Annotated in this window: 18 protein-coding genes; 14 read left to right on the plus strand and 4 right to left on the minus strand. The window is 70.0% G+C overall.

The window, feature by feature from the left end:
- Window positions 1-22: 22 nt before the first annotated feature.
- From ABD716_RS03300 to ABD716_RS03330, 7 genes are read left to right on the plus strand one after another with little or no spacing between them, the layout of a single operon-like run.
- Window positions 23-493, plus strand: coding sequence for an S-ribosylhomocysteine lyase (locus ABD716_RS03300; RefSeq protein WP_344773778.1), 471 nt, complete (start codon window positions 23-25; stop codon window positions 491-493).
- Complete coding sequence (gene mtnN, locus ABD716_RS03305) at window positions 490-1,194, plus strand: 5'-methylthioadenosine/S-adenosylhomocysteine nucleosidase (RefSeq protein ID WP_344773780.1); 705 nt, start codon at window positions 490-492, stop codon at window positions 1,192-1,194. Before ABD716_RS03300 ends, mtnN begins: the two co-directional genes overlap by 4 nt.
- Window positions 1,191-2,657, plus strand: a complete 1,467-nt coding sequence (glmU, locus tag ABD716_RS03310; protein WP_344773782.1) for a bifunctional UDP-N-acetylglucosamine diphosphorylase/glucosamine-1-phosphate N-acetyltransferase GlmU — start codon at window positions 1,191-1,193, stop codon at window positions 2,655-2,657. The genes mtnN and glmU overlap by 4 nt, the downstream gene beginning before the upstream one ends.
- On the plus strand, window positions 2,654-3,649 hold the full coding sequence (locus ABD716_RS03315) for a ribose-phosphate diphosphokinase (RefSeq protein ID WP_344773784.1): 996 nt from the start codon (window positions 2,654-2,656) through the stop codon (window positions 3,647-3,649). Before glmU ends, ABD716_RS03315 begins: the two co-directional genes overlap by 4 nt.
- On the plus strand, window positions 3,636-4,931 hold the full coding sequence (locus tag ABD716_RS03320) for a methyltransferase domain-containing protein (protein ID WP_344773786.1): 1,296 nt from the start codon (window positions 3,636-3,638) through the stop codon (window positions 4,929-4,931). The genes ABD716_RS03315 and ABD716_RS03320 overlap by 14 nt, the downstream gene beginning before the upstream one ends.
- 12 nt (window positions 4,932-4,943) lie before the next feature.
- Window positions 4,944-5,306: a hypothetical protein gene (locus ABD716_RS03325; protein ID WP_344773788.1), complete on the plus strand. Its 363-nt coding sequence runs from the start codon at window positions 4,944-4,946 to the stop codon at window positions 5,304-5,306.
- Between the two features lie 30 nt (window positions 5,307-5,336).
- Complete coding sequence (locus ABD716_RS03330; RefSeq protein WP_344773790.1) at window positions 5,337-6,593, plus strand: chloride channel protein; 1,257 nt, start codon at window positions 5,337-5,339, stop codon at window positions 6,591-6,593.
- A gap of 149 nt (window positions 6,594-6,742) precedes the next feature.
- Here the strand turns inward: ABD716_RS03330 and gndA are convergent, their stop codons facing one another.
- On the minus strand, window positions 6,743-8,206 hold the full coding sequence (gene gndA / locus ABD716_RS03335) for an NADP-dependent phosphogluconate dehydrogenase (RefSeq protein ID WP_344773792.1): 1,464 nt from the start codon (window positions 8,204-8,206) through the stop codon (window positions 6,743-6,745).
- A 68-nt stretch (window positions 8,207-8,274) separates the two neighbouring features.
- On the opposite strand from gndA, the gene ABD716_RS03340 reads away from it, so the two are divergent.
- The 4 genes from ABD716_RS03340 to ABD716_RS03355 all read left to right on the plus strand — a co-directional run bounded on the left by ABD716_RS03340 (window position 8,275) and on the right by ABD716_RS03355 (window position 11,520).
- Entirely contained in the window at window positions 8,275-8,793 is a 519-nt protein-coding gene (locus tag ABD716_RS03340) for a gluconokinase (RefSeq protein WP_344773794.1), read from the plus strand.
- 47 nt (window positions 8,794-8,840) lie between these two features.
- The gene (locus ABD716_RS03345; RefSeq protein ID WP_344773796.1) at window positions 8,841-9,446 is read left to right on the plus strand and encodes a TetR/AcrR family transcriptional regulator; all 606 of its coding nucleotides are present in this window, start codon (window positions 8,841-8,843) and stop codon (window positions 9,444-9,446) included.
- Window positions 9,447-9,552: 106 nt separating this feature from the next.
- Window positions 9,553-10,158, plus strand: coding sequence for a DUF6230 family protein (locus ABD716_RS03350; protein WP_344773798.1), 606 nt, complete (start codon window positions 9,553-9,555; stop codon window positions 10,156-10,158).
- Window positions 10,159-10,170: 12 nt separating this feature from the next.
- Window positions 10,171-11,520, plus strand: coding sequence for a DUF6114 domain-containing protein (locus ABD716_RS03355; RefSeq protein ID WP_344773800.1), 1,350 nt, complete (start codon window positions 10,171-10,173; stop codon window positions 11,518-11,520).
- An 11-nt stretch (window positions 11,521-11,531) separates the two neighbouring features.
- On the opposite strand, the gene ABD716_RS03360 is transcribed toward ABD716_RS03355, so the two are convergent.
- Entirely contained in the window at window positions 11,532-11,684 is a 153-nt protein-coding gene (locus tag ABD716_RS03360) for a hypothetical protein (protein WP_344773802.1), read from the minus strand.
- A 74-nt stretch (window positions 11,685-11,758) separates the two neighbouring features.
- Between ABD716_RS03360 and ABD716_RS03365 the strand changes: the two genes are divergently transcribed.
- On the plus strand, window positions 11,759-12,172 hold the full coding sequence (locus ABD716_RS03365; RefSeq protein WP_344773804.1) for a DUF3054 domain-containing protein: 414 nt from the start codon (window positions 11,759-11,761) through the stop codon (window positions 12,170-12,172).
- 249 nt (window positions 12,173-12,421) lie between these two features.
- Window positions 12,422-13,360: a sugar phosphate isomerase/epimerase family protein gene (locus ABD716_RS03370; protein ID WP_344773806.1), complete on the plus strand. Its 939-nt coding sequence runs from the start codon at window positions 12,422-12,424 to the stop codon at window positions 13,358-13,360.
- Window positions 13,361-13,375: 15 nt separating this feature from the next.
- Here the strand turns inward: ABD716_RS03370 and uxaC are convergent, their stop codons facing one another.
- Both uxaC and ABD716_RS03380 read right to left on the minus strand, forming a co-directional pair.
- Entirely contained in the window at window positions 13,376-14,782 is a 1,407-nt protein-coding gene (uxaC, locus tag ABD716_RS03375; RefSeq protein WP_344773808.1) for a glucuronate isomerase, read from the minus strand.
- Window positions 14,783-14,847: 65 nt separating this feature from the next.
- A complete protein-coding gene (locus tag ABD716_RS03380) occupies window positions 14,848-15,864 on the minus strand; it encodes a LacI family DNA-binding transcriptional regulator (RefSeq protein WP_344774294.1) in 1,017 nt (338 codons plus the stop codon).
- A gap of 131 nt (window positions 15,865-15,995) precedes the next feature.
- Here ABD716_RS03380 and ABD716_RS03385 point away from each other — a divergent pair, with 131 nt between their 5' ends.
- Entirely contained in the window at window positions 15,996-17,360 is a 1,365-nt protein-coding gene (locus tag ABD716_RS03385; RefSeq protein WP_344773810.1) for an ABC transporter substrate-binding protein, read from the plus strand.
- Window position 17,361: the final 1 nt, after the last annotated feature.

Raw genomic sequence — 17,361 nt, forward strand, 5'->3', positions numbered from 1 at the left:
ACGTGCCTGCAAGAATCGACGCATGACCGATCAGCAGCGCATGAACGTCGAGTCGTTCAACCTCGACCACCGCACCGTGAAGGCGCCGTACGTGCGCCTCGCCGACCGCAAGGTCCTCCCGAAGGGCGATGTCATCGTCAAGTACGACGTGCGCTTCGCCCAGCCGAACGTGGGCCATCTCGAGATGAAGACGGTGCACTCGGTCGAGCACCTCTTCGCCGAGAAGAGCCGCAACCACAGCAAGGACGTCATCGACTTCTCGCCGATGGGCTGCCAGACGGGCTTCTACCTGATCCTCCAGGGCGAGCCGGCCTACGACGATGTGCTCACCCTCATCGAGCAGACCCTCACCGACATCACGACCGCCACCGAGGTGCCCGCCGCCAACGAGGTGCAGTGCGGCTGGGGCGCGAACCACTCGCTCGAGGGCGCCCAGCAGGCGGCACGCGAGTTCCTCGCCAAGCGCGACGAGTGGAGCCAGGTCGAAGCATGACGGATGCCCAGGCTTCGGCATCCGTCGTCATCGTCGCGATGGAGGAAGAGGCCGCGCCCTTCCTCGACCGCGCCGACCGCGTGACAGAGGTCGCGACGAATGCGCACGCGGTGCGCCGCGACCTCGAGCTCGGCGGTGAGCGGCTCGTGCTGCTGCGCGCCGGCATCGGCTTCGCGAACGCCACCGCGGCTGCGGCCTACGCGTTCTACACGCTCGGCGCCGACGCGCCCGTCATCAGCGCCGGCACCGCGGGCGGTCTTGCGGCGGGCGTCGAGGTCGGGAACGTCATCGTCGGGTCGCGCTATGTGAACCTGAACGCGGATGCCCGAGCATTCGGCTACGTGCTCGGCCAGGTTCCCGGCATGCCGGCCGACTATGCCCCCGACGAGACCCTCGCCGAGCGGGCGCTCGCAGTGCACGCCGGCGAGATCGCCGTGCAGTCGGGGGCGATCGGCTCGGGCGAGGCCTTCGTCATCGCCGACCGTGCGCTGCGCCTGCGTGAGGACTTCCCCGACGTCGTGGCGGTCGACATGGAGACCGCGGCGATCGCGCAGTTCGCCCACACCCATGGGCAGCGCTTCGTGTCGATCCGTGCCATCAGCGACCTCTGCGCGCCCGACGGCACCGAGTTCCTCACCCATGTCGACGACGCGGCCGCCCGCTCGGCCGAGGTGGTGCTTGCAGCCATAATGGCTCTGTGACCGACAGCCGCCTCGCCATCGTCGTCCTGGCAGCCGGGCAGGGAACGCGGATGAAGTCCGCGACCCCGAAGGTGCTCCACGAACTCGCCGGCGTCCCGTTGCTGGGGCACGTGCTCAACTCGGCGCAGGCGCTCGACGCGGCGCACCTGCTCGTCGTCGTGCGGCACGAGCGCGACCGCGTCGCGGCGGCGGTCGCCGAGCTCGCGGCATCCGCCCGCCTCATCGACCAGGACGAGGTGCCCGGCACCGGCCGCGCAGTCGAGCTCGCGGTGGCGGCGCTGCCCGACGACTTCGACGGCGATGTGCTGATCCTGTCGGGCGATGTGCCCCTGCTCGACGCGGACACCCTGCGGGCGCTGGTCGAGGCGCACCGGCAGGCCTCCGACAGCGGCACGCTGCTGTCGACCGTCGTGCCGGACCCGACCGGGTACGGCCGCATCGTGCGCGATGCGGACGGGGCCCTCGCGCGCATCGTCGAGCACAAGGACGCGAGCAGGGTCGAGCGCGCCATCGATGAGATCAACGCGGGTGTCTACGTCTTCGGCGTGGCCGCGCTGCGCGACAAGCTCGCGCACCTGACCACCGCGAACGCCCAGGGCGAGAAGTACCTCACCGACGTCATCGCGGCCCTGCGCGCCGCCGGCATGGACGTCGCGGCGGTGCCCACTCCCGACAGCTGGAAGGTCGAGGGCATCAACGACCGCGCCCAGCTGTCTGAGGCGGCGGCGCAGCTCAATGCGCTCATCGTGCGCGGCTGGCAGCTCGCGGGCGTCACCGTGCAGGACCCGGCGACCACCTGGATCGACCTCGCCGTGAAGCTCGATCCCGACGTCACGATCCTGCCGGGCACGCAGCTCAAGGGCGCGACCGTCGTCGCCGAGGGCGCCGTGGTCGGCCCCGACACGACGCTGGTCGACACCGAGGTGGGCGCGCGAGCGCGCGTGCGGCGAGTGGACGCCACGCTCGCCGTCATCGGAGAGGGCGCAGACGTCGGCCCGTTCTCCTACCTGCGCCCGGGCACCGTGATCGGCGCCGACGGCAAGGTCGGCGCCTTCGTCGAGGTGAAGAACTCGAAGATCGGCCAAGGCGCCAAGGTGCCGCACCTCAGCTACATCGGCGACGCCGAGATCGGGGCGGGCGCGAACATCGGCGCGGGCGGCATCACGGCCAACTACGACGGCGAGAAGAAGCACCGCACCGAGATCGGGGCGGGAGTCAAGACGGGCGCGCACAACGTCTTCGTCGCGCCCGTTAGAATCGGAGCCGGAGCCTACACGGGCGCCGGGACGACGATTCGCAGAGACGTTCCGGCGGGCGCGCTCGCGTTGAATGTCTCTCCCCAGCGAAACCGCGAGGGTTGGGTTCACTCCAACCGCCCGGGAAGCGCGGCCGATCAGGCCGCGAGCGAAGCGCAGGCCTCTGCGGGGGCCGAGCCGCACGACGAGGAAGGGCGGGGCCGGTGACGGAATCCGTGACGCAGTGGGGCATCAAGTCGGACGCACGCCGCCGGCTGGTGCTGGTCTCGGGCCGGGCGCACCCCGAGCTCGCGCGCGACGTGGCCGACGAGCTCGGCATCGAGCTGCTGCCCACCGACATCCGCACCTTCGCAGGCAGCGAGATCTACACGCGCTTCGATGAGAGCGTGCGCGGTGCCGACATCTTCGTGCTGCAGTCGCACACGCGGCCGATCAACGAGTGGCTCATGGAGCAGCTCATCATGGTCGACGCCGCCAAGCGGGCATCCGCGAAGCGCATCACCGTCGTTGCGCCGTACTACCCCTATGCCCGGCAGGACAAGAAGGGCCGCGGCCGCGAGCCGATCTCGGCCCGCCTCGTCGCCGACATGTTCAAGGTCGCCGGTGCCGACCGCATCATGTCGGTCGACCTGCACGCGGCGCAGATCCAGGGCTTCTTCGACGGCCCCGTCGACCACCTGTTCGCGATGCCCGTTCTGCTCGAGCACTTCAAGCAGTCGCTCGACCCCGAGACCCTCACGGTCGTCTCGCCCGACATGGGGCGCGTCAAGGTGGCGGATGCCTGGAGCGACAAGCTCGGCGTCCCCCTCGCGATCATCCACAAGCGCCGCGACCCGAAGGTCCACAACGACGTCACGGTGCACGAGATCGTCGGCGATGTGCGCGGCCGCGTGTGCCTGCTCGTCGACGACCTGATCGACACCGGCCGAACCATCGTGAAGGCCGCAGAGGCGCTGAAGGAGAACGGCGCCATCGGCGTGGTCGTCGCCTCGACCCACGCGGTGTTCTCGGACCCGGCCGTCGAGATCCTGCAGAGCGAGTTCATCGATCAGGTCGTCGTCACCGACACGCTGCCGCTGCCGGCCGAGAAGCGCTGGGACCGTCTCACGGTGCTGTCGATCGCGCCGCTGCTCGCGCGGGCGATCCACGAGGTGTTCGACGACGGCTCGGTGACGAGCATGTTCGATGGTGCGGCATAGCCCGCTGACACACTCGGCGAAGCCGGTTCCGCTGGTCGACTCGGCGAAGCCGAATGGAGACCAGCGCCGCTCGCTGGCGCTCCGCTGCGCCTACTTCGACGCAGGCGTCTGCCGCTCGTGCTCGCTGCTCGACATCGCGTACGACGCGCAGCTGGCGGCGAAGCAGGCGCGCGCCCGAGAGCTGATCGACGGCTTCGGACGCATCGAGTGGCGCGCGCCCGTCGCGAGCGAGCCGGGCGGCTTCCGTACCAAGGCGAAGCTCGTGATCGGCGGCACGTGGGATGCCCCGACCCTCGGCATCCTCGACGGCGAGCAGCACGGCGTCGATCTCGAGGGCTGCCCCATCGTGGCGCCGGCGATCCGCGAGGTCCTGCCCGCGTTCTCGGCGTTCATCACCACGGCGAGGCTCGTGCCCTACGACATCCCAGCGCGGCGCGGCGAACTGAAGTACCTGATCATCACCACGAACTCCCGCGGCGAGCTGATGGTGCGCTTCGTGCTGCGCTCGACGGAATCGGTCGCGCGGATCCGCAAGCACCTCCCGGCGCTGCAGGCGCAGCTGCCGCAGCTGCGCGTCGCGACCGTGAACCTGCTGCCCGAGCACAAGGCGGTGCTCGAGGGGGACGAGGAGCGCGCTCTCACCGATGAGAGCGCGCTCGAGCTTCCCTTCGACGGCGTCACCCTCAACCTGCTGCCGCGCAGCTTCGTGCAGACCAATCACGGCATCGCGGCGCAGCTCTACGCGACGGGCGCCGCGTGGGCCGCCGAGCTGGCCCCGTCCTCCGCCTGGGACCTGTACTGCGGCGTCGGCGGCTTCGCGCTCCACCTCGCCCGCGCTCTCGCCTCCCGCTGGTCGAGTAGCGAGCGCCCGACTTCCCGCTGGTCGAGTAGCGAGCGCAGCGAGCGTATCGAGACCCCTTCCTTCCGCGTCACCGGCGTCGAGATCAGCGAAGACGCCGTCGCGTCGGCCGCCATGGCTGCGGCATCCGCCCGCATCGACGCGACGTTCATCGCGGCGGATGCCACCCAGTGGGCGCAGCAGCAGGAATCCGCGCCCGATCTGGTCGTCGTGAACCCGCCCAGGCGCGGAATCGGCCCCGAGCTCGCCGCGTGGCTCGAGAGCAGCGGCGTCGCGCACGTGCTCTACTCGAGCTGCAACGCGGAATCCCTCGCGCGCGACCTGGCCGAGATGCCCTCGTTGCGCCCCGTGCGCGCACAGGTCTTCGACATGTTCCCGCACACCGCCCACTTCGAGACGCTGGTTCTGCTGCGGCGCGGCTGAGAGGCTGGTGCGATGAGCGTTCCCGCAGACTGGCTCGAGTTCCGCCGCTCCGACCGTGAGCTCGTCGGCTGGCTGCGCCCCGACGGCGAGGGCTGGATGCCCGTCGACCTGCTGGGCCGCGACGCCGCACCGGCCGCCCTCGACCTCGACCGCGCGGAGGGCGTGCTCGACGAGCTCGGCATCGGATTCCTCGCCGAGCGCTGGTCGCTCGAGCGCGACGGCGTCGCGGTGCCCGTGCGGCTCTCCGAGGTGTCGGTCGACGCGATCGTCGTGGTGGACGACGCATACGGCTCCGCCGCCGTGGTGGCCCCTGGGCGCCGGCGCGCCACGTGGACCCTGCCGTGGCCGGCGCCGGCCACGCTGCGCCGTCGCTGATGCCGCAGCGGACCCGCTAACGTCGAGTCCATGCCCGCCCCCGCCCGACGGATCCTCCGCCTCGCGCTCGTCATCCTCATCGTGGGGCTGCTCGTCGGGGTCATGGCGGGCCTCGTCACGCTCTTCTTCCGCGGCGTCGAGACACTGGCGTTCGGCTTCTGGGAGGACCCGAGCCGCCCCGGCGCCGTCGCGGCGCCCGTGTGGCGCCGCTTCGTCTCGGTGATCGTCGCGTGCTGCATCGCGGCCGTGGTCTGGTGGCTGCTGCGCACCCGGGCGCGCGCGGTGCCGAGTGTGCAGAAGGCGGTCGGCGGCGCTGAGATGCCCTGGTGGCAGACGATCGTGCACGCGGCACTGCAGGTCTTCATCGTCGGCGCGGGCGCCCCGGTCGGCCGCGAGGTCGCCCCGCGCGAGCTCGGCGCGCTCATCGGCCAGACCTTCGGCCGCCTGTTCGGGCTCGATGCGCGTGAGCGCACGCTCGTCGTCGCGGCCGCCGCCGGCGCCGGGCTCGCCGGCGTCTACGACGTGCCCCTCGCCGGGGCGCTGTTCACGGTCGAGATCCTGCTCGCCGAGCTCTCGCTCGAGGCGATCGGCGTCGCGCTCGGCGCCTCGGCGCTCGCCGCGGCGGTCGCGCGCGTCGTCGAGGGCGGCCACGCCTTCTATGCGGTCCACGGTGCCGAGACCTCGTGGTCGCTCGCCGTCTTCGCCCTGATCTTCGGCCCGCTGTTCGGCTTCCTCGGCTATTGGTTCGCGCACTGGACGGCGTGGGCCGAGCGCCGCAAGCCCGCGGGTCTGCCTGTGCTGTGGCTGCTGCCTGCGGCATCCGTCATCGTCGCCGTCGTCGGCATCTGGCTCCCGCAGGTGATGGGCAACGGGCGCGCGCTCGGCCAGTACGCGTTCGACTCGACGGGCTGGGCCGCTGTCGGCGTTCTGGTGATCGGGTTCGCCGCCAAGTCGGTCCTGACGCTGCTCACGATCCGCTCAGGCGCTGCCGGCGGTGTGCTGCAGCCGGCGATCGCCCTCGGCGCTGCCGGCGGCGCGGCGATCGGCGTCGCGTGGGCGCTCATGTGGCCCGGTTCGCCCGTCGCCGCGTTCGCGATCGTCGGGGGAGCGGCGCTGCTCGCGTCAAGCCAGAAGGCGCCGCTCATGGCGCTCGCGATCGTGTTCGAGTTGACGGATGCCTCGCCCGAGTTCCTCGCCCCGTTGGGTGTCGCCGTCGCGGGCTCAGTGCTCATGCGCCGCGTCCTCGAGCATCGCGAAGACCGGAATCAGAAGGCCCTCGACCTGTAGCCGAACGTGCGTGCCGCGGCCGGGCGACACTAGGTGCCGGAATCGCGGGCCGCTACGGCCGCGCGGCGACAATAGCGGCCGGAAAGAGGGCGTCTTTCCCGTGTCTACTGTCGCCGCGCGATCGGCCGATGAGGGCGAGAGGGGCGCGGCTAGTGCCAGCTCGGCTCGGTCTCGATCTCGGTGCGGTCGCCCGACCACAGGGTGTGGAAGATGCCGTCCTTGTCGATGCGCTTGTAGGTGTGCGCGCCGAAGAAGTCGCGCTGCCCCTGCACGAGGGCGGCGGGCAGGCGCTCGGCGCGCAGTCCGTCGTAGTAGGCCAGCGACGACGAGAACGCGGGGCTGGGGATGCCGGCCTCGGCGGCCGAGACCACGACGCGGCGCCACGCGCCCTGCGCGGCGGTCACGGCGTCGCGGAAGTACGGCGCGAGCACCAGGGCCACGAGGTCGGGGTCCTCGGCGTAGGCCTCGGTGATGCGGCCGAGGAAGCGGGCGCGGATGATGCAGCCCGCGCGCCAGATCTTCGCGATGTCGCCCTTCTTGATGTCCCAGCCGAACTGGTCGGCGCCGGCGATGATCTCGTCGAAGCCCTGCGAGTAGGCGATGATCTTCGAGGCGTAGAGCGCCTGGCGCACGTCCTCGATGAACGCGTCGGGGTCGGAGGGCTTCCAGGCCTCGCTGTTGGGCCCGGGCAGCACGCCGGCGGCGGCCGCGCGCTGATCGGCCTTGGAGGACAGCGAGCGGGCGAACACGGCCTCGGCGATGCCGGAGACGGGAACGCCGAGGTCCAGTGCGTTCTGCACGGTCCATGCGCCAGTGCCCTTGGCGCCGGCGGCGTCGAGGATGACGTCGACGAGCGGCTTGCCGGTCTCGGCGTCGGTCTGGCGCAGCACCTGGGCCGTGATCTCGATGAGGTAGGACTCGAGCTCGCCGGTGTTCCACTCGTCGAAGACGTCGGCGATCTCGGCGGGCGTCTTGCCAGTGCCGCGGCGGATCAGGTCGTAGGCCTCGGCGATCAGCTGCATATCGGCGTATTCGATGCCGTTGTGCACCATCTTCACGAAGTGGCCCGCGCCGTCGGTGCCGACGTGGGTCACGCACGGCTCGCCGTCTTCGGCGCGGGCGGCGATCGACTCGAGGATCGGGCCGAGCGTCTTGTACGACTCGACCGAGCCGCCGGGCATGATCGACGGGCCGTTGAGCGCGCCCTCTTCGCCGCCGGAGATACCGGTGCCGACGAAGTGGATGCCCGTCTCGCGGATCGCCTGCTCACGGCGGATCGTGTCGTGGAAGTTCGCATTGCCGCCGTCGACGATGATGTCGCCCGGCTCGAAGACCTTCGTGAGCTCGTCGATCACGGCATCCGTGCCCCTGCCCGCCTGCACCATGATGATCGCGGTGCGTGGGCGCGCCAGCGACGCGGCGAACTCCTCGTAGTCGTGCGCGGCGACGAAGCCCGCCTCGGGGTGCTCGGTGATCAGCGTCTCGGTGCGCTCCCACGAGCGGTTGAAGACCGCCACCTTGTTGCCCTCGCGCGAGGCGAGGTTGCGGGCGAGGTTCGACCCCATCACCGCAAGGCCGACGACACCGATATTTGCCACGGACTGCTCTGTCATGTGCTCAGCCTAGACAGAATAGAGACATGGATTCCGCGACGTCTGTCACACTGCAACCGATTGTTCTCATGGGCGTCAGCGGATCGGGGAAGAGCACCGTCGGCGAGAGCCTCGCCGCGGCATCCGGTCGCATCTTCATCGACGGCGACGACCTGCACCCGGCTGCCAACAAAGAGAAGATGGCGGCGGGCATCCCGCTCACCGACGACGACCGCTGGCCGTGGCTGCTCCGGATCGGCGAGCGCCTGGCGGTCGGCGACGGCGTGATCATCGCCTGCTCGTCGCTCAAGCGCACCTATCGCGAGCTGTTGCGCGAGTACGCGCCCGACGCGTACTTCGCCCTGCTGAGCGGAACGCGCGAGCTGCTCGCCGAGCGTCTCGCCGGCCGCCATCACGAATACATGCCGACGACCCTGCTCGATTCGCAGCTCGCGACGCTCGAGCCGCTCGGCGCCGACGAGCGGGGCGGGGTCTTCGACATCGCCCGCCCGGTGGGCGAGCTCGTCGCCGAGATCCGCGACGCGCTCGCCGCCGACCAACCCGTCGACATCGCAGCGCCGGCGCCGGGCGACATCATCTGCGAGTGAGGCGACGCCTCAGCGGGCGCCCACCCGGCGCTCGGTAGGCTCAGAGGATGCCAGGCACCGAGCGCCGCACGCGCATGACGCCCGAGGAGCGACGCAAGCAGCTGATCGCTCTGGGCGTGAACTCGCTCGCCGACCGGCCCCTGGAGGACGTCACGATCGAGTTCCTCGCGGCCGAGGCCGGTGTCTCGCGCGGGCTGGTGTTCTACTACTTCAGCTCGAAGACCGGGCTGCACCACGAGCTCGTGCGCGCCGCGCGTGACAGCCTCATGCGCGCGACCGAGCCGCGGCCCGAGCTCGGCCCGGCCGAGCGGCTGCACGACACGCTCGAGCGCTTCGTGACGTTCGCGCGCGACCACCGGCAGACGTTCTATTCGCTCGTCCGCGGGGCGGCGTCCGGCGACGAGACGGTGCGCATGATCGTCGACGAGGTGCGCTCGGCCCAGGCCGAGCGGCTGTCGGTCATGTTCGGCGAGCTCGGCGTCGCGCCGAGCTCGCGGCTGCACGTCGCTCTGCGCGCCTGGGTGTCACTCGCCGAGCAGGCTCTGGTCGACGGCGCGGTGAACCATGAGCTCGGCCACGACGAGCTGGTCGTGTTCCTCGAGCGCAGCTGCCTCGCGGTGGTCGACCTCGCCTCGGCGCAATCCCGCGCCTGAGTCATCCGCCGCACTCGCCCGCCCCTTATTTGACCGGTTGTCAATAGGCTTGTAACCTCAACAGGGCAAGACAGAGTGGTCTTGCCACCGTTCCAAAGGGGGAGCAATGAACTTCAAGAGCATCGTGAAGTCGCGCGGGGGGCGCATCGCGATGGTCGCCGTTCCGGTGGGAATCGCAGCGGCGGTCGTCATGGGCGGTGTCGCCCAGGGGGCCGTGCCGGTCTCGTTCTCCATCTCGGGTCAGTCCTTCACTATGGGCGGCACCGAACTCGACGGCACCTCGTTCTCGCAGTACGGCGGCGTCGCCAAGCTCCAGGACGGAAAGCAGGTCCCGGTCGCCATCGCGAACATCGGCAGCGCCACGATCGCGAACCTGTGCCAGCAGGTCGTCACCGACACCCCGCTCGGCAAGGTCGGGCTGGTCATCACGGCGGGCGACCAGGCCGGCGCGCCCGTGAAGGCCCAGAATCTGCAGATCGGCATGACCGACCTCAAGGGCGACGCGGTGTTCAGCAACATCCGCATCGGCACCGACGCCGCCTCGGTCGTCACCAGCGCCAAGGGCTCCGCGGGCGACTTCGCTCAGGACTCCGAGGGCATCACGCTGAAGAACTTCTCGCAGACGGCCTACAGCACGACGGCCGGCACCCTGGCGCTGTCGAACATGCACCTCAAGGTCGTGACCGACGGCAGCGGCTGCCCCGGCAAGTAAGGCACGCGACTCGTGACGACACGACGCGCCACCTTCGCGCGTTGGCGCCGAGAGCGTCCGTTCTGGGGCGCGGTGCTGATCGCGATCGGCGGCATCGAGGAGTTCTTCTCCGGCCAGCTCGACATCGGGAAGATCCACATCCAGCTGGGGCTCGAGGGTCTGCAGGCGCTGGTGGTCCCGGCGATCCTGGTGCTTCTCGCGATCCTCATCGCACTCATGCCGGTGCACCGCATTTTCTACGGCGTCATCGCGCTGCTGCTGTCGCTGTACTCGCTGATCGGCGTGAACCTCGGCGGTTTCATCATCGGCATGCTGCTGTCGGCGGTCGGCGGCATCCTCGTGGTCGCGTGGGTGCCGAAGACCCAGGCAGAGGCGAGGCGGGCGGATGCCTCGCCAGAACCGGCCCGCCAGGAACCCGCCCATTCGCGGGTGCTTCACGGCGAGGGCCATGCGGAGCCGGTGATCCCGCCCTCGCTGCGCACGCCCTCGGCCTCGGGCGACGAGACCCCGGGGCCCGACACCTCGCGTCGCCGTCGCGTGATGCGTGGGGGTGCCGCAGTGGCCGTCGCCGCGCTGACGGTCGCGCTCGCCGCGGCGGCTCCGCAGCAGGCGCGGGCGGCTGAGCCGGCCGCCGTGCAATCGGGCTGCGTGCTGCTGATCTTCTGCTCGCCGGATCCCTCGCCGTCGCCCACACCCACGCCGAGCTCCACGACTCCCGCCCCGAGCCCCACCCCATCCTCGGGCTCGGGCGGGTCTCTCATCGAACCCGATCCGAGCGGCGGCACCTCCGTCCAGATCCCTGGCCAGAGCGGCGGCTCGGTTCCGGCCCCCGGCCAGACGCCGACGACGACCGCGCCCGCACCGAGCGACCCGACGACGCAGACGCCGCTCGTCGCCATCGGCGCCGACAACGATCACGGCATCTTCACGACCCCGTCGGCCAACACCTGGGGTGACACGCTGAAGATCGCCGGCCCGAGCCAGGTCGGCATCGTCACCGTTCCGCTGGCGAACGGCGCCCGGGCGACCGCGATCCGCATCGAGTGCGACGAGCTCACGATCGGCAACTTCCACCTCGACTCCTCCAACCGGCAGGAACTGGTGAACCTCGACACCCACGGCATGACGCTCAAGGGCCACGCCGTGATCTGGATCGACCGCATCGGCACGAAGTACGGCGACGGCGAGGGGCTCGACAAGAGCCTCCAGGCGAACCCGCTCACGCTCGAGGCGCTCATGACGCTTCTCGGGCAGGGGCACATGGTGCTTGGCCTGATCGGGGCGCAGGCCGACACCCTCAGCTACTCGGACTTCCACGAGACGGCGGCTCTGCAGAGCTCGGGGGTGCCCTCGGGCGACTAGGCGCCGTCGTCTCAGAGCGTAAAGGCGTGCCGGGGCTGCGCGACGACCAGGTGGCGGGCGACCCCGAGCGCGTCGTCGACGGACATCTCGGCGAAGCGGTACGGCAGGTCGGCGCGATAGGCGGGGGCGTCGGCCGTGCAGCCTGCTGCCTGGTTCGCGGGCATGACTGCGCCGTCGACGCATCCCGATCGCCTCCCGCTCACCGCGTTCTTCAAGCCTTATACGCAATCATGCATCTATGACCGTATACAAGATCACGTCCGCACGTCGCGTCGGCCCGAGCCCGTGGCTCGTGCCCGCGATCTTCCTTGACCTGGCCCTGGTGACCGCCTTCACGATGGTGGGGCGCATGATCCATGGCTACGACCTCGGCTTCCTCGGCGTCGCGCACACGGCATGGCCGTTCGTCGTCGGCACGCTGCTCGGTTGGGCCGTGAGCCTCGCCTGGCGCCGCCCGCTGGCGATCCGCTCCTCGGCGATTCCGATCTGGCTCGTCACGGTGGGCGTCGGCATGCTGCTGCGCTTCGTGAGCGGCCAGGGCGTCGCGCTGCCGTTCGTGATCGTCGCGCTGCTCTTCACCGGGGCGGTGCTGCTCGGCTGGCGCGCTCTGGCGAAGCCGTTCGCCCGCCGCTCGGCGATTCTGCAGAGCTGAGCCTCTCGCCCGAGTGCTCCGAAGTCACCCTTCGGGGCACTTCGCGTTCTAGAACGCGCGAGGAGGAAGCGCCGACTCACTCTTCGGGGGGGAGCGAGGTTCCTACGACGACGCGCTACTCTCGCTGGCAGTAGTGCGTGCGCTCAGCGTCTCGGCCGGCCTCGGCGTAGAGGTCGACATCGACGAGATCCTCGGGGGCGCCCACGACGATGTCACCTTCGACCCGAACCCTGCAGAGGAACCGTCCTGATGCGCTTCTCCGTCTTCACCGCCTCGACCCCCGAATGGACGCCAGAAGAGGCGGCCCCAGCGATCGCCGCCCAGGGCTGGGACGGCATCGAGTGGCGCATCACCGATCAGGACGAGGCCGACGAGCCGGGCTACTGGGCAGGCAACCGGGCGACCTGGCCGCTGACCGGTCTCGAGGAAGCCGTGCCCGAGATCCTGCGCATCACCAGGGAGGCCGGGCTCGACTTCTCCGCCATCGGGGGCTACGCGCAGGCATCCGATCACGACGACGTCGAGCGGCTGCTCGCCGCGACCGCCGCACTCGGCGCGGGGCAGGTGCGCGTCACCCTGCCGCACGTGCCGGTGGCCGACTACCGCGCGACCTTCGCGGCCGCCCGCGCCGACCTCGAGTGGGCGGTGGAGCGGGCCGCCGCGCACGGTGTCAAGGTGCTTGTCGAGCTGCACCACGGCACGATCGTCTCGAGCGCCTCGGCCGCTTATCGCCTCGTCGAGGGGCTCGACCCCGAGCGCATCGGCGTCATTCACGACGTCGGCAACCAGGTCATCGAGGGCTTCGAAGACCTCGGCACCGCGTTCCAGATCCTCGGCGAGTACCTCGCCCACGTGCACGTCAAGAACGCCGTGTGGTGGCCGAACGGCCAGCAGGGCCCCGACAGCCAGATCATGTGGGAGCACAACTGGTCGAGCCTGCGCGACGGGCAGGTCGACATCGACTGGCTGTTCCGGGCTCTGGTGTCGATCGGCTACGACGGCTGGGTGACGCTCGAGGACTTCACCGACGTGAGCACCCCGCGGGACGAGCGCCTGCTCGACAGCCTGCAGTTCCTGCACGGCTCGTATCAGCGCGCGCTGATGTGGGCCGAGTGGGTCGCAGCCGAGACGGCGCAGGCCGACCAGCTCGAGGCCGCCCAGAGCGAAGACGCCGACACCGAGGCGTGACCCCCGCGGGAGCAGTCAGAGCTTGAAGACGTGCCGCGGCTGCTCGTCGACCAGTCGGCGGGCGATGCCGAGCGCGTCATCCTCGGAGAGCTGGTGCGTCACGACGAGGGACGCGAGGTATGCGGCGTCGACGCGCCGTGACATGTCGTGGCGCGCCGGGATCGAGCAGAACGCGCGGGTGTCGTCGATGAAGCCGCTGGTCTTGGCGAAGCCTGCGGAGTCGGTGACGGCGGCGCGATAGCGCGTGATGGCGGCGGGGGAGTCGAGGAACCACCACGGCGCGCCGGCGAACACGCTGGGGTAGAAGCCCGCGAGCGGCGCGATCTCGCGGCTGAACAGGGTCTCGTCGACGGTGAACAGCACGAGGTGGAAGCCCGGTGCGGTGCCGAAGCCGGCGAGCAGTGGGGCGAGCGGCAGCGTGTAGCCGCCGACGGCCGGCAGGTCGTGGCCGGTGTCGGGGCCGAAACGGTCGAAGGTCGGGCGGTGCGTGTTGCGGTGCACGCCCGCGTGCAGCTGCATCACGAGCCCGTCGTCGACGGACATCTCGGCGAAGCGGTACAGCAGATTGGCACGATAAGCGGATGCGTCGGCCGTGCTCACCTCTCCCGCGAGCGCCGCGAGGTGGATGCGCTCGGCCTCGGTGTCCGGCAGCGGCGTCGCCTCCGGCGTGAGCACGCCCGTGTCGGTCGCGGTGCCGCCGGCCGCCCGGAAGAACGCGCGGCGGCTGCGCAGGGCCTCGATGAGGCCGGCGTAGCTGCCCGTGTCGATGCCGGATGCCTCGGCCAGCGCCGTGAGCGCGGGTGCCCAGGCCGCCGTACCGGGCGTCATATAGCGGTCGGCGCGGAAGGTCGGGACCACCCGCCCGTGGAAGGTGGGGTCCTCGCGCAGGGCGAGGTGTGCGGCGAGGTCGTCGGCGGGGTCGTCGGTGGTGGCGAGCACTTCGATGCCGAAGCGGTCGAACAGGGCGCGCGGCCGGAATTCCGGCTCGGCGAGCCGAGCCTCGAGCTGGTCGTAGATGCGATCTGCGGATGCTTCGCTCGGCTGCTCGTCGAGGCCGAAGACGTCGGAGAGCTCGCTCTCGAACCAGAACCGCACCGGGGTGCCGAGGAACGCGTCCCAGTGGCGGCAGAAGTGGCGCCAGATCGCCCGGCCGTCACGGTCCTCCGGCGGCACGCCCACGCCGAGCTCGTCGAGCGGAACCCCGTGGGCGTGCAGCAGGCGGGTGACGTAGTGGTCGGGAGTGATGAACAGGGTGGCAGGGTCGGGGAACGGCGCGTCGTCGAGCAGCACCCGTGCGTCGACGTGCCCGTGCGGCGACAGGATCGGGGCGGCCGCCACCTCGTCGTACAGCCGTCGCGCCACGTTGCGCGTCATGGGATCTGCGGGAAGGAGGCGATCGGGGTGCGGCGACAGCGCAGTCATACCCGCGAGTCAAGCAGCAGGGCGCCCGGACTGACAAACGTTTGCCGTTTCTTGCTGCAGCCGCCTCATGCAGTCGAAGCGGCCCCGGACGATGCGCGGATCGTGAGGTGGGTGGGGAGCGTGATGGTGCGTCGCACGGGCTCGCCGTCCCTGTCCAGCTGCGCCAGCAGAAGCGACACGGCCGCGCGCCCCGCCTGCGTGATCGGCGCGGTGATGGTCGTGAGTGGCGGGTGGCAGAAATCGGCGCCGAAGATGTCGTCACAACCGACGACGCTCATATCCTCGGGCACGCGCACGCCGCGCTCGGCGAACCGCGCAAGCATTCCGATCGCGAGCAGGTCATTGAAGGCGAGGCACGCCGTCGCGCGGGTATTCAGCACGGCGTCGGCAGCGGCAGCGCCCTGGATCTGCCGCGGGCTGAACGGCCCGACCCGCGACACCTCCACGTCCCAACGGCCCGCGGCCTTCGTGAACGCCCGCCAGCGGCGCTCGCTCGGCCACGACGTCGGCGGTCCTGAGGCGTAGGCGATGGCGCGATGCCCGTGCGAGACGAGGTGTTCGACCGCCTGGTCGACGCCGGCGGGCGTGTCGATGAACACGTTCGGAACCCCGCGGGTCTGTCGGTTGATGGCGACCAGCGGCATCTGCGCGGCGAGTTCCGCGAGGCGTCGGTCGGTGAGCCGCGATGCCGCGATGATCGCCCCGTCGTAAGACGCGCGCAACCGGCGAAGCATGGCGTCCTCGAGATCGTCGGACTCCTCCGTGTCAACGAGAAGCTGGGTGTAGCCGGCGGTCTTCAGCTCCTGCTGCGTACCCCGGATGATGCCGAAATAGAACGGGTTCGTCACGTCCGATACGAGCACGGCAACGCTGCGCGTGCGGCCGGAGGTGAGCGCTCGAGCCGTGGTGTTGGCCGTGTAGCCGAGCTGCTTCGCGGCGGCCTCGATCCGTTCGCGCGTTCTCGCGTTGACGCGTTCGGGCTTGGAGAGAGCACGAGAGACGGTTGAGATCGCGAAGCCGGTCTCGGCTGCGACGTCGGCAAGCGTCGGTCGCCCGCCCAATCCGGATGCATGGTCAGCCACGGCATGATCCAAGCATCGCCTGCAAACAATGGCAAACGATTGCCCCTCTCGGTGAGCGGTTCGTAGAGTCGCAGGCAGCCTGACGCCGTTCACGGTGGCGGGGTCGAACTGGAACTCAAAGAGGAGTTGTCATGAGGATGAAGCGAGGCTTCGCCGTGATCGCAGGCGCGGTCGTGCTCGGCGTTGCGCTGCAGGGCTGTTCGAGCGGTGGCGATTCGTCGAGCGGCGCTGGTGCCGTCGACGGCAAGGGCAAGACGATCACGGTCTATACCGGGGTGAACACGACGTACCCGCAGCTGCAGCGGGAGTTCGAGAAGCAGGTGGGCGACGACTTCACGAAGCAGACCGGGGCGACCGTGGTGTGGCAGCACGGCGCGACGGCCAATGACACGCTGACGAAGATCCAGACCTCCGCGGTGTCCGGGCAGGGTCCCGACGTGTTCGACCTCGGCACGACGTTCACTCCGACGGCATATGCCACGGGCGCATTCGTCACCCTCGACGACGCGGACTGGAAGCTGGTCGGCGGCAAGGACAAGTTCGTGCCGGCGACGCTGGGGATCTCCGGCCCATCGGATTCCAAGCAGATCGGCGTTCCCTACCAGTCGCGCCCCTTCGTGCTGGCCTACAACACGAAGCTGTTCCAGGACGCCGGGCTCACTCAGCCGGCTGACACCTGGGACGGCCTGATCGCTCAGGCCAAGAAGCTCACCGATCCGAGCAAGGGCGTCTACGGAATGGCGATCGACTACAAGGACGCCCTTGACCCGTGGAAGTACGTGTGGACGTTCGCGACGCAGCTGGGGAATCCCTTCATCAAGGGGGCGAAGGCGCACCTGGACGATGCCACTGTCGTCTCCGCATACGAGAGCTACTTCGGCCTGCTGACTGACGACCACGTCACCGACCCGGCCTCGGTCGGGTGGACCGCGCCGCAGGCGCTGGCCGCGTTCGCGTCCGGCAAGGCAGCCATCCTGCCCATGACGACCTCCAATGCGACGCCGACGCTGGACAAGTCCGCGGTGAAGGGCGACTACAAGTACGCGGTCATGCCGACGGTCCCGCCGGGGCACTCGTCGCTGCCGAGCAAGGGCGTGGGGGCGGCCAGCATCCTCTCGGGCGACAACCTTGCCGTGGCGGACTTCTCGCCGAACAAGTCGCTGGCCTTCGAGTTCGTCAACTACCTCACCAGTGACAAGATCCAGGCCGAGCAATACCAAGACTTCGGCAACCTGCCGGTGACGAAGTCCGCCGCCGCGAAGCTGGAGTCCAACGCGCCCGCGCTCGCTCCGGTCCTCGCCGCAGGGAAGAAGTCATATTCGACTCCTTTCAGCGGCGCCTGGGGTGATGCTCAGGTCGGGCTTCTGAATGTCGTGACGCAATCCATCCCCGACCTCGCAGACGGCTCAGTGAGCGAGACGAAGATCAAGTCCCTGCTGGCGGACGCCCAAGACAAGGTGACGAAGTCCCTTGCGCAGGCGCCGCAGAGCAAGTGAC

Origin of the sequence: Gryllotalpicola kribbensis (genome assembly GCF_039538245.1) — a bacterium.
Classification (GTDB): domain Bacteria; phylum Actinomycetota; class Actinomycetes; order Actinomycetales; family Microbacteriaceae; genus Gryllotalpicola; species Gryllotalpicola kribbensis.

What these genes read in the sequence shown, in the direction of transcription:
- ABD716_RS03300 (WP_344773778.1), top strand. Translation starts at nt 23, where the DNA reads ATGACCGATCAGCAGCGCATGAACGTCGAGTCGTTCAACCTCGACCAC.
- mtnN (WP_344773780.1), top strand. Translation starts at nt 490, where the DNA reads ATGACGGATGCCCAGGCTTCGGCATCCGTCGTCATCGTCGCGATGGAG.
- ABD716_RS03320 (WP_344773786.1), top strand. Translation starts at nt 3,636, where the DNA reads ATGGTGCGGCATAGCCCGCTGACACACTCGGCGAAGCCGGTTCCGCTG.
- ABD716_RS03325 (WP_344773788.1), top strand. Translation starts at nt 4,944, where the DNA reads ATGAGCGTTCCCGCAGACTGGCTCGAGTTCCGCCGCTCCGACCGTGAG.
- ABD716_RS03330 (WP_344773790.1), top strand. Translation starts at nt 5,337, where the DNA reads ATGCCCGCCCCCGCCCGACGGATCCTCCGCCTCGCGCTCGTCATCCTC.
- gndA (WP_344773792.1), bottom strand. Translation starts at nt 8,206, where the DNA reads ATGACAGAGCAGTCCGTGGCAAATATCGGTGTCGTCGGCCTTGCGGTG.
- ABD716_RS03340 (WP_344773794.1), top strand. Translation starts at nt 8,275, where the DNA reads ATGGGCGTCAGCGGATCGGGGAAGAGCACCGTCGGCGAGAGCCTCGCC.
- ABD716_RS03345 (WP_344773796.1), top strand. Translation starts at nt 8,841, where the DNA reads ATGCCAGGCACCGAGCGCCGCACGCGCATGACGCCCGAGGAGCGACGC.
- ABD716_RS03350 (WP_344773798.1), top strand. Translation starts at nt 9,553, where the DNA reads ATGAACTTCAAGAGCATCGTGAAGTCGCGCGGGGGGCGCATCGCGATG.
- ABD716_RS03360 (WP_344773802.1), bottom strand. Translation starts at nt 11,684, where the DNA reads ATGCCCGCGAACCAGGCAGCAGGCTGCACGGCCGACGCCCCCGCCTAT.
- ABD716_RS03365 (WP_344773804.1), top strand. Translation starts at nt 11,759, where the DNA reads ATGACCGTATACAAGATCACGTCCGCACGTCGCGTCGGCCCGAGCCCG.
- ABD716_RS03370 (WP_344773806.1), top strand. Translation starts at nt 12,422, where the DNA reads ATGCGCTTCTCCGTCTTCACCGCCTCGACCCCCGAATGGACGCCAGAA.
- uxaC (WP_344773808.1), bottom strand. Translation starts at nt 14,782, where the DNA reads ATGACTGCGCTGTCGCCGCACCCCGATCGCCTCCTTCCCGCAGATCCC.
- ABD716_RS03385 (WP_344773810.1), top strand. Translation starts at nt 15,996, where the DNA reads ATGAGGATGAAGCGAGGCTTCGCCGTGATCGCAGGCGCGGTCGTGCTC.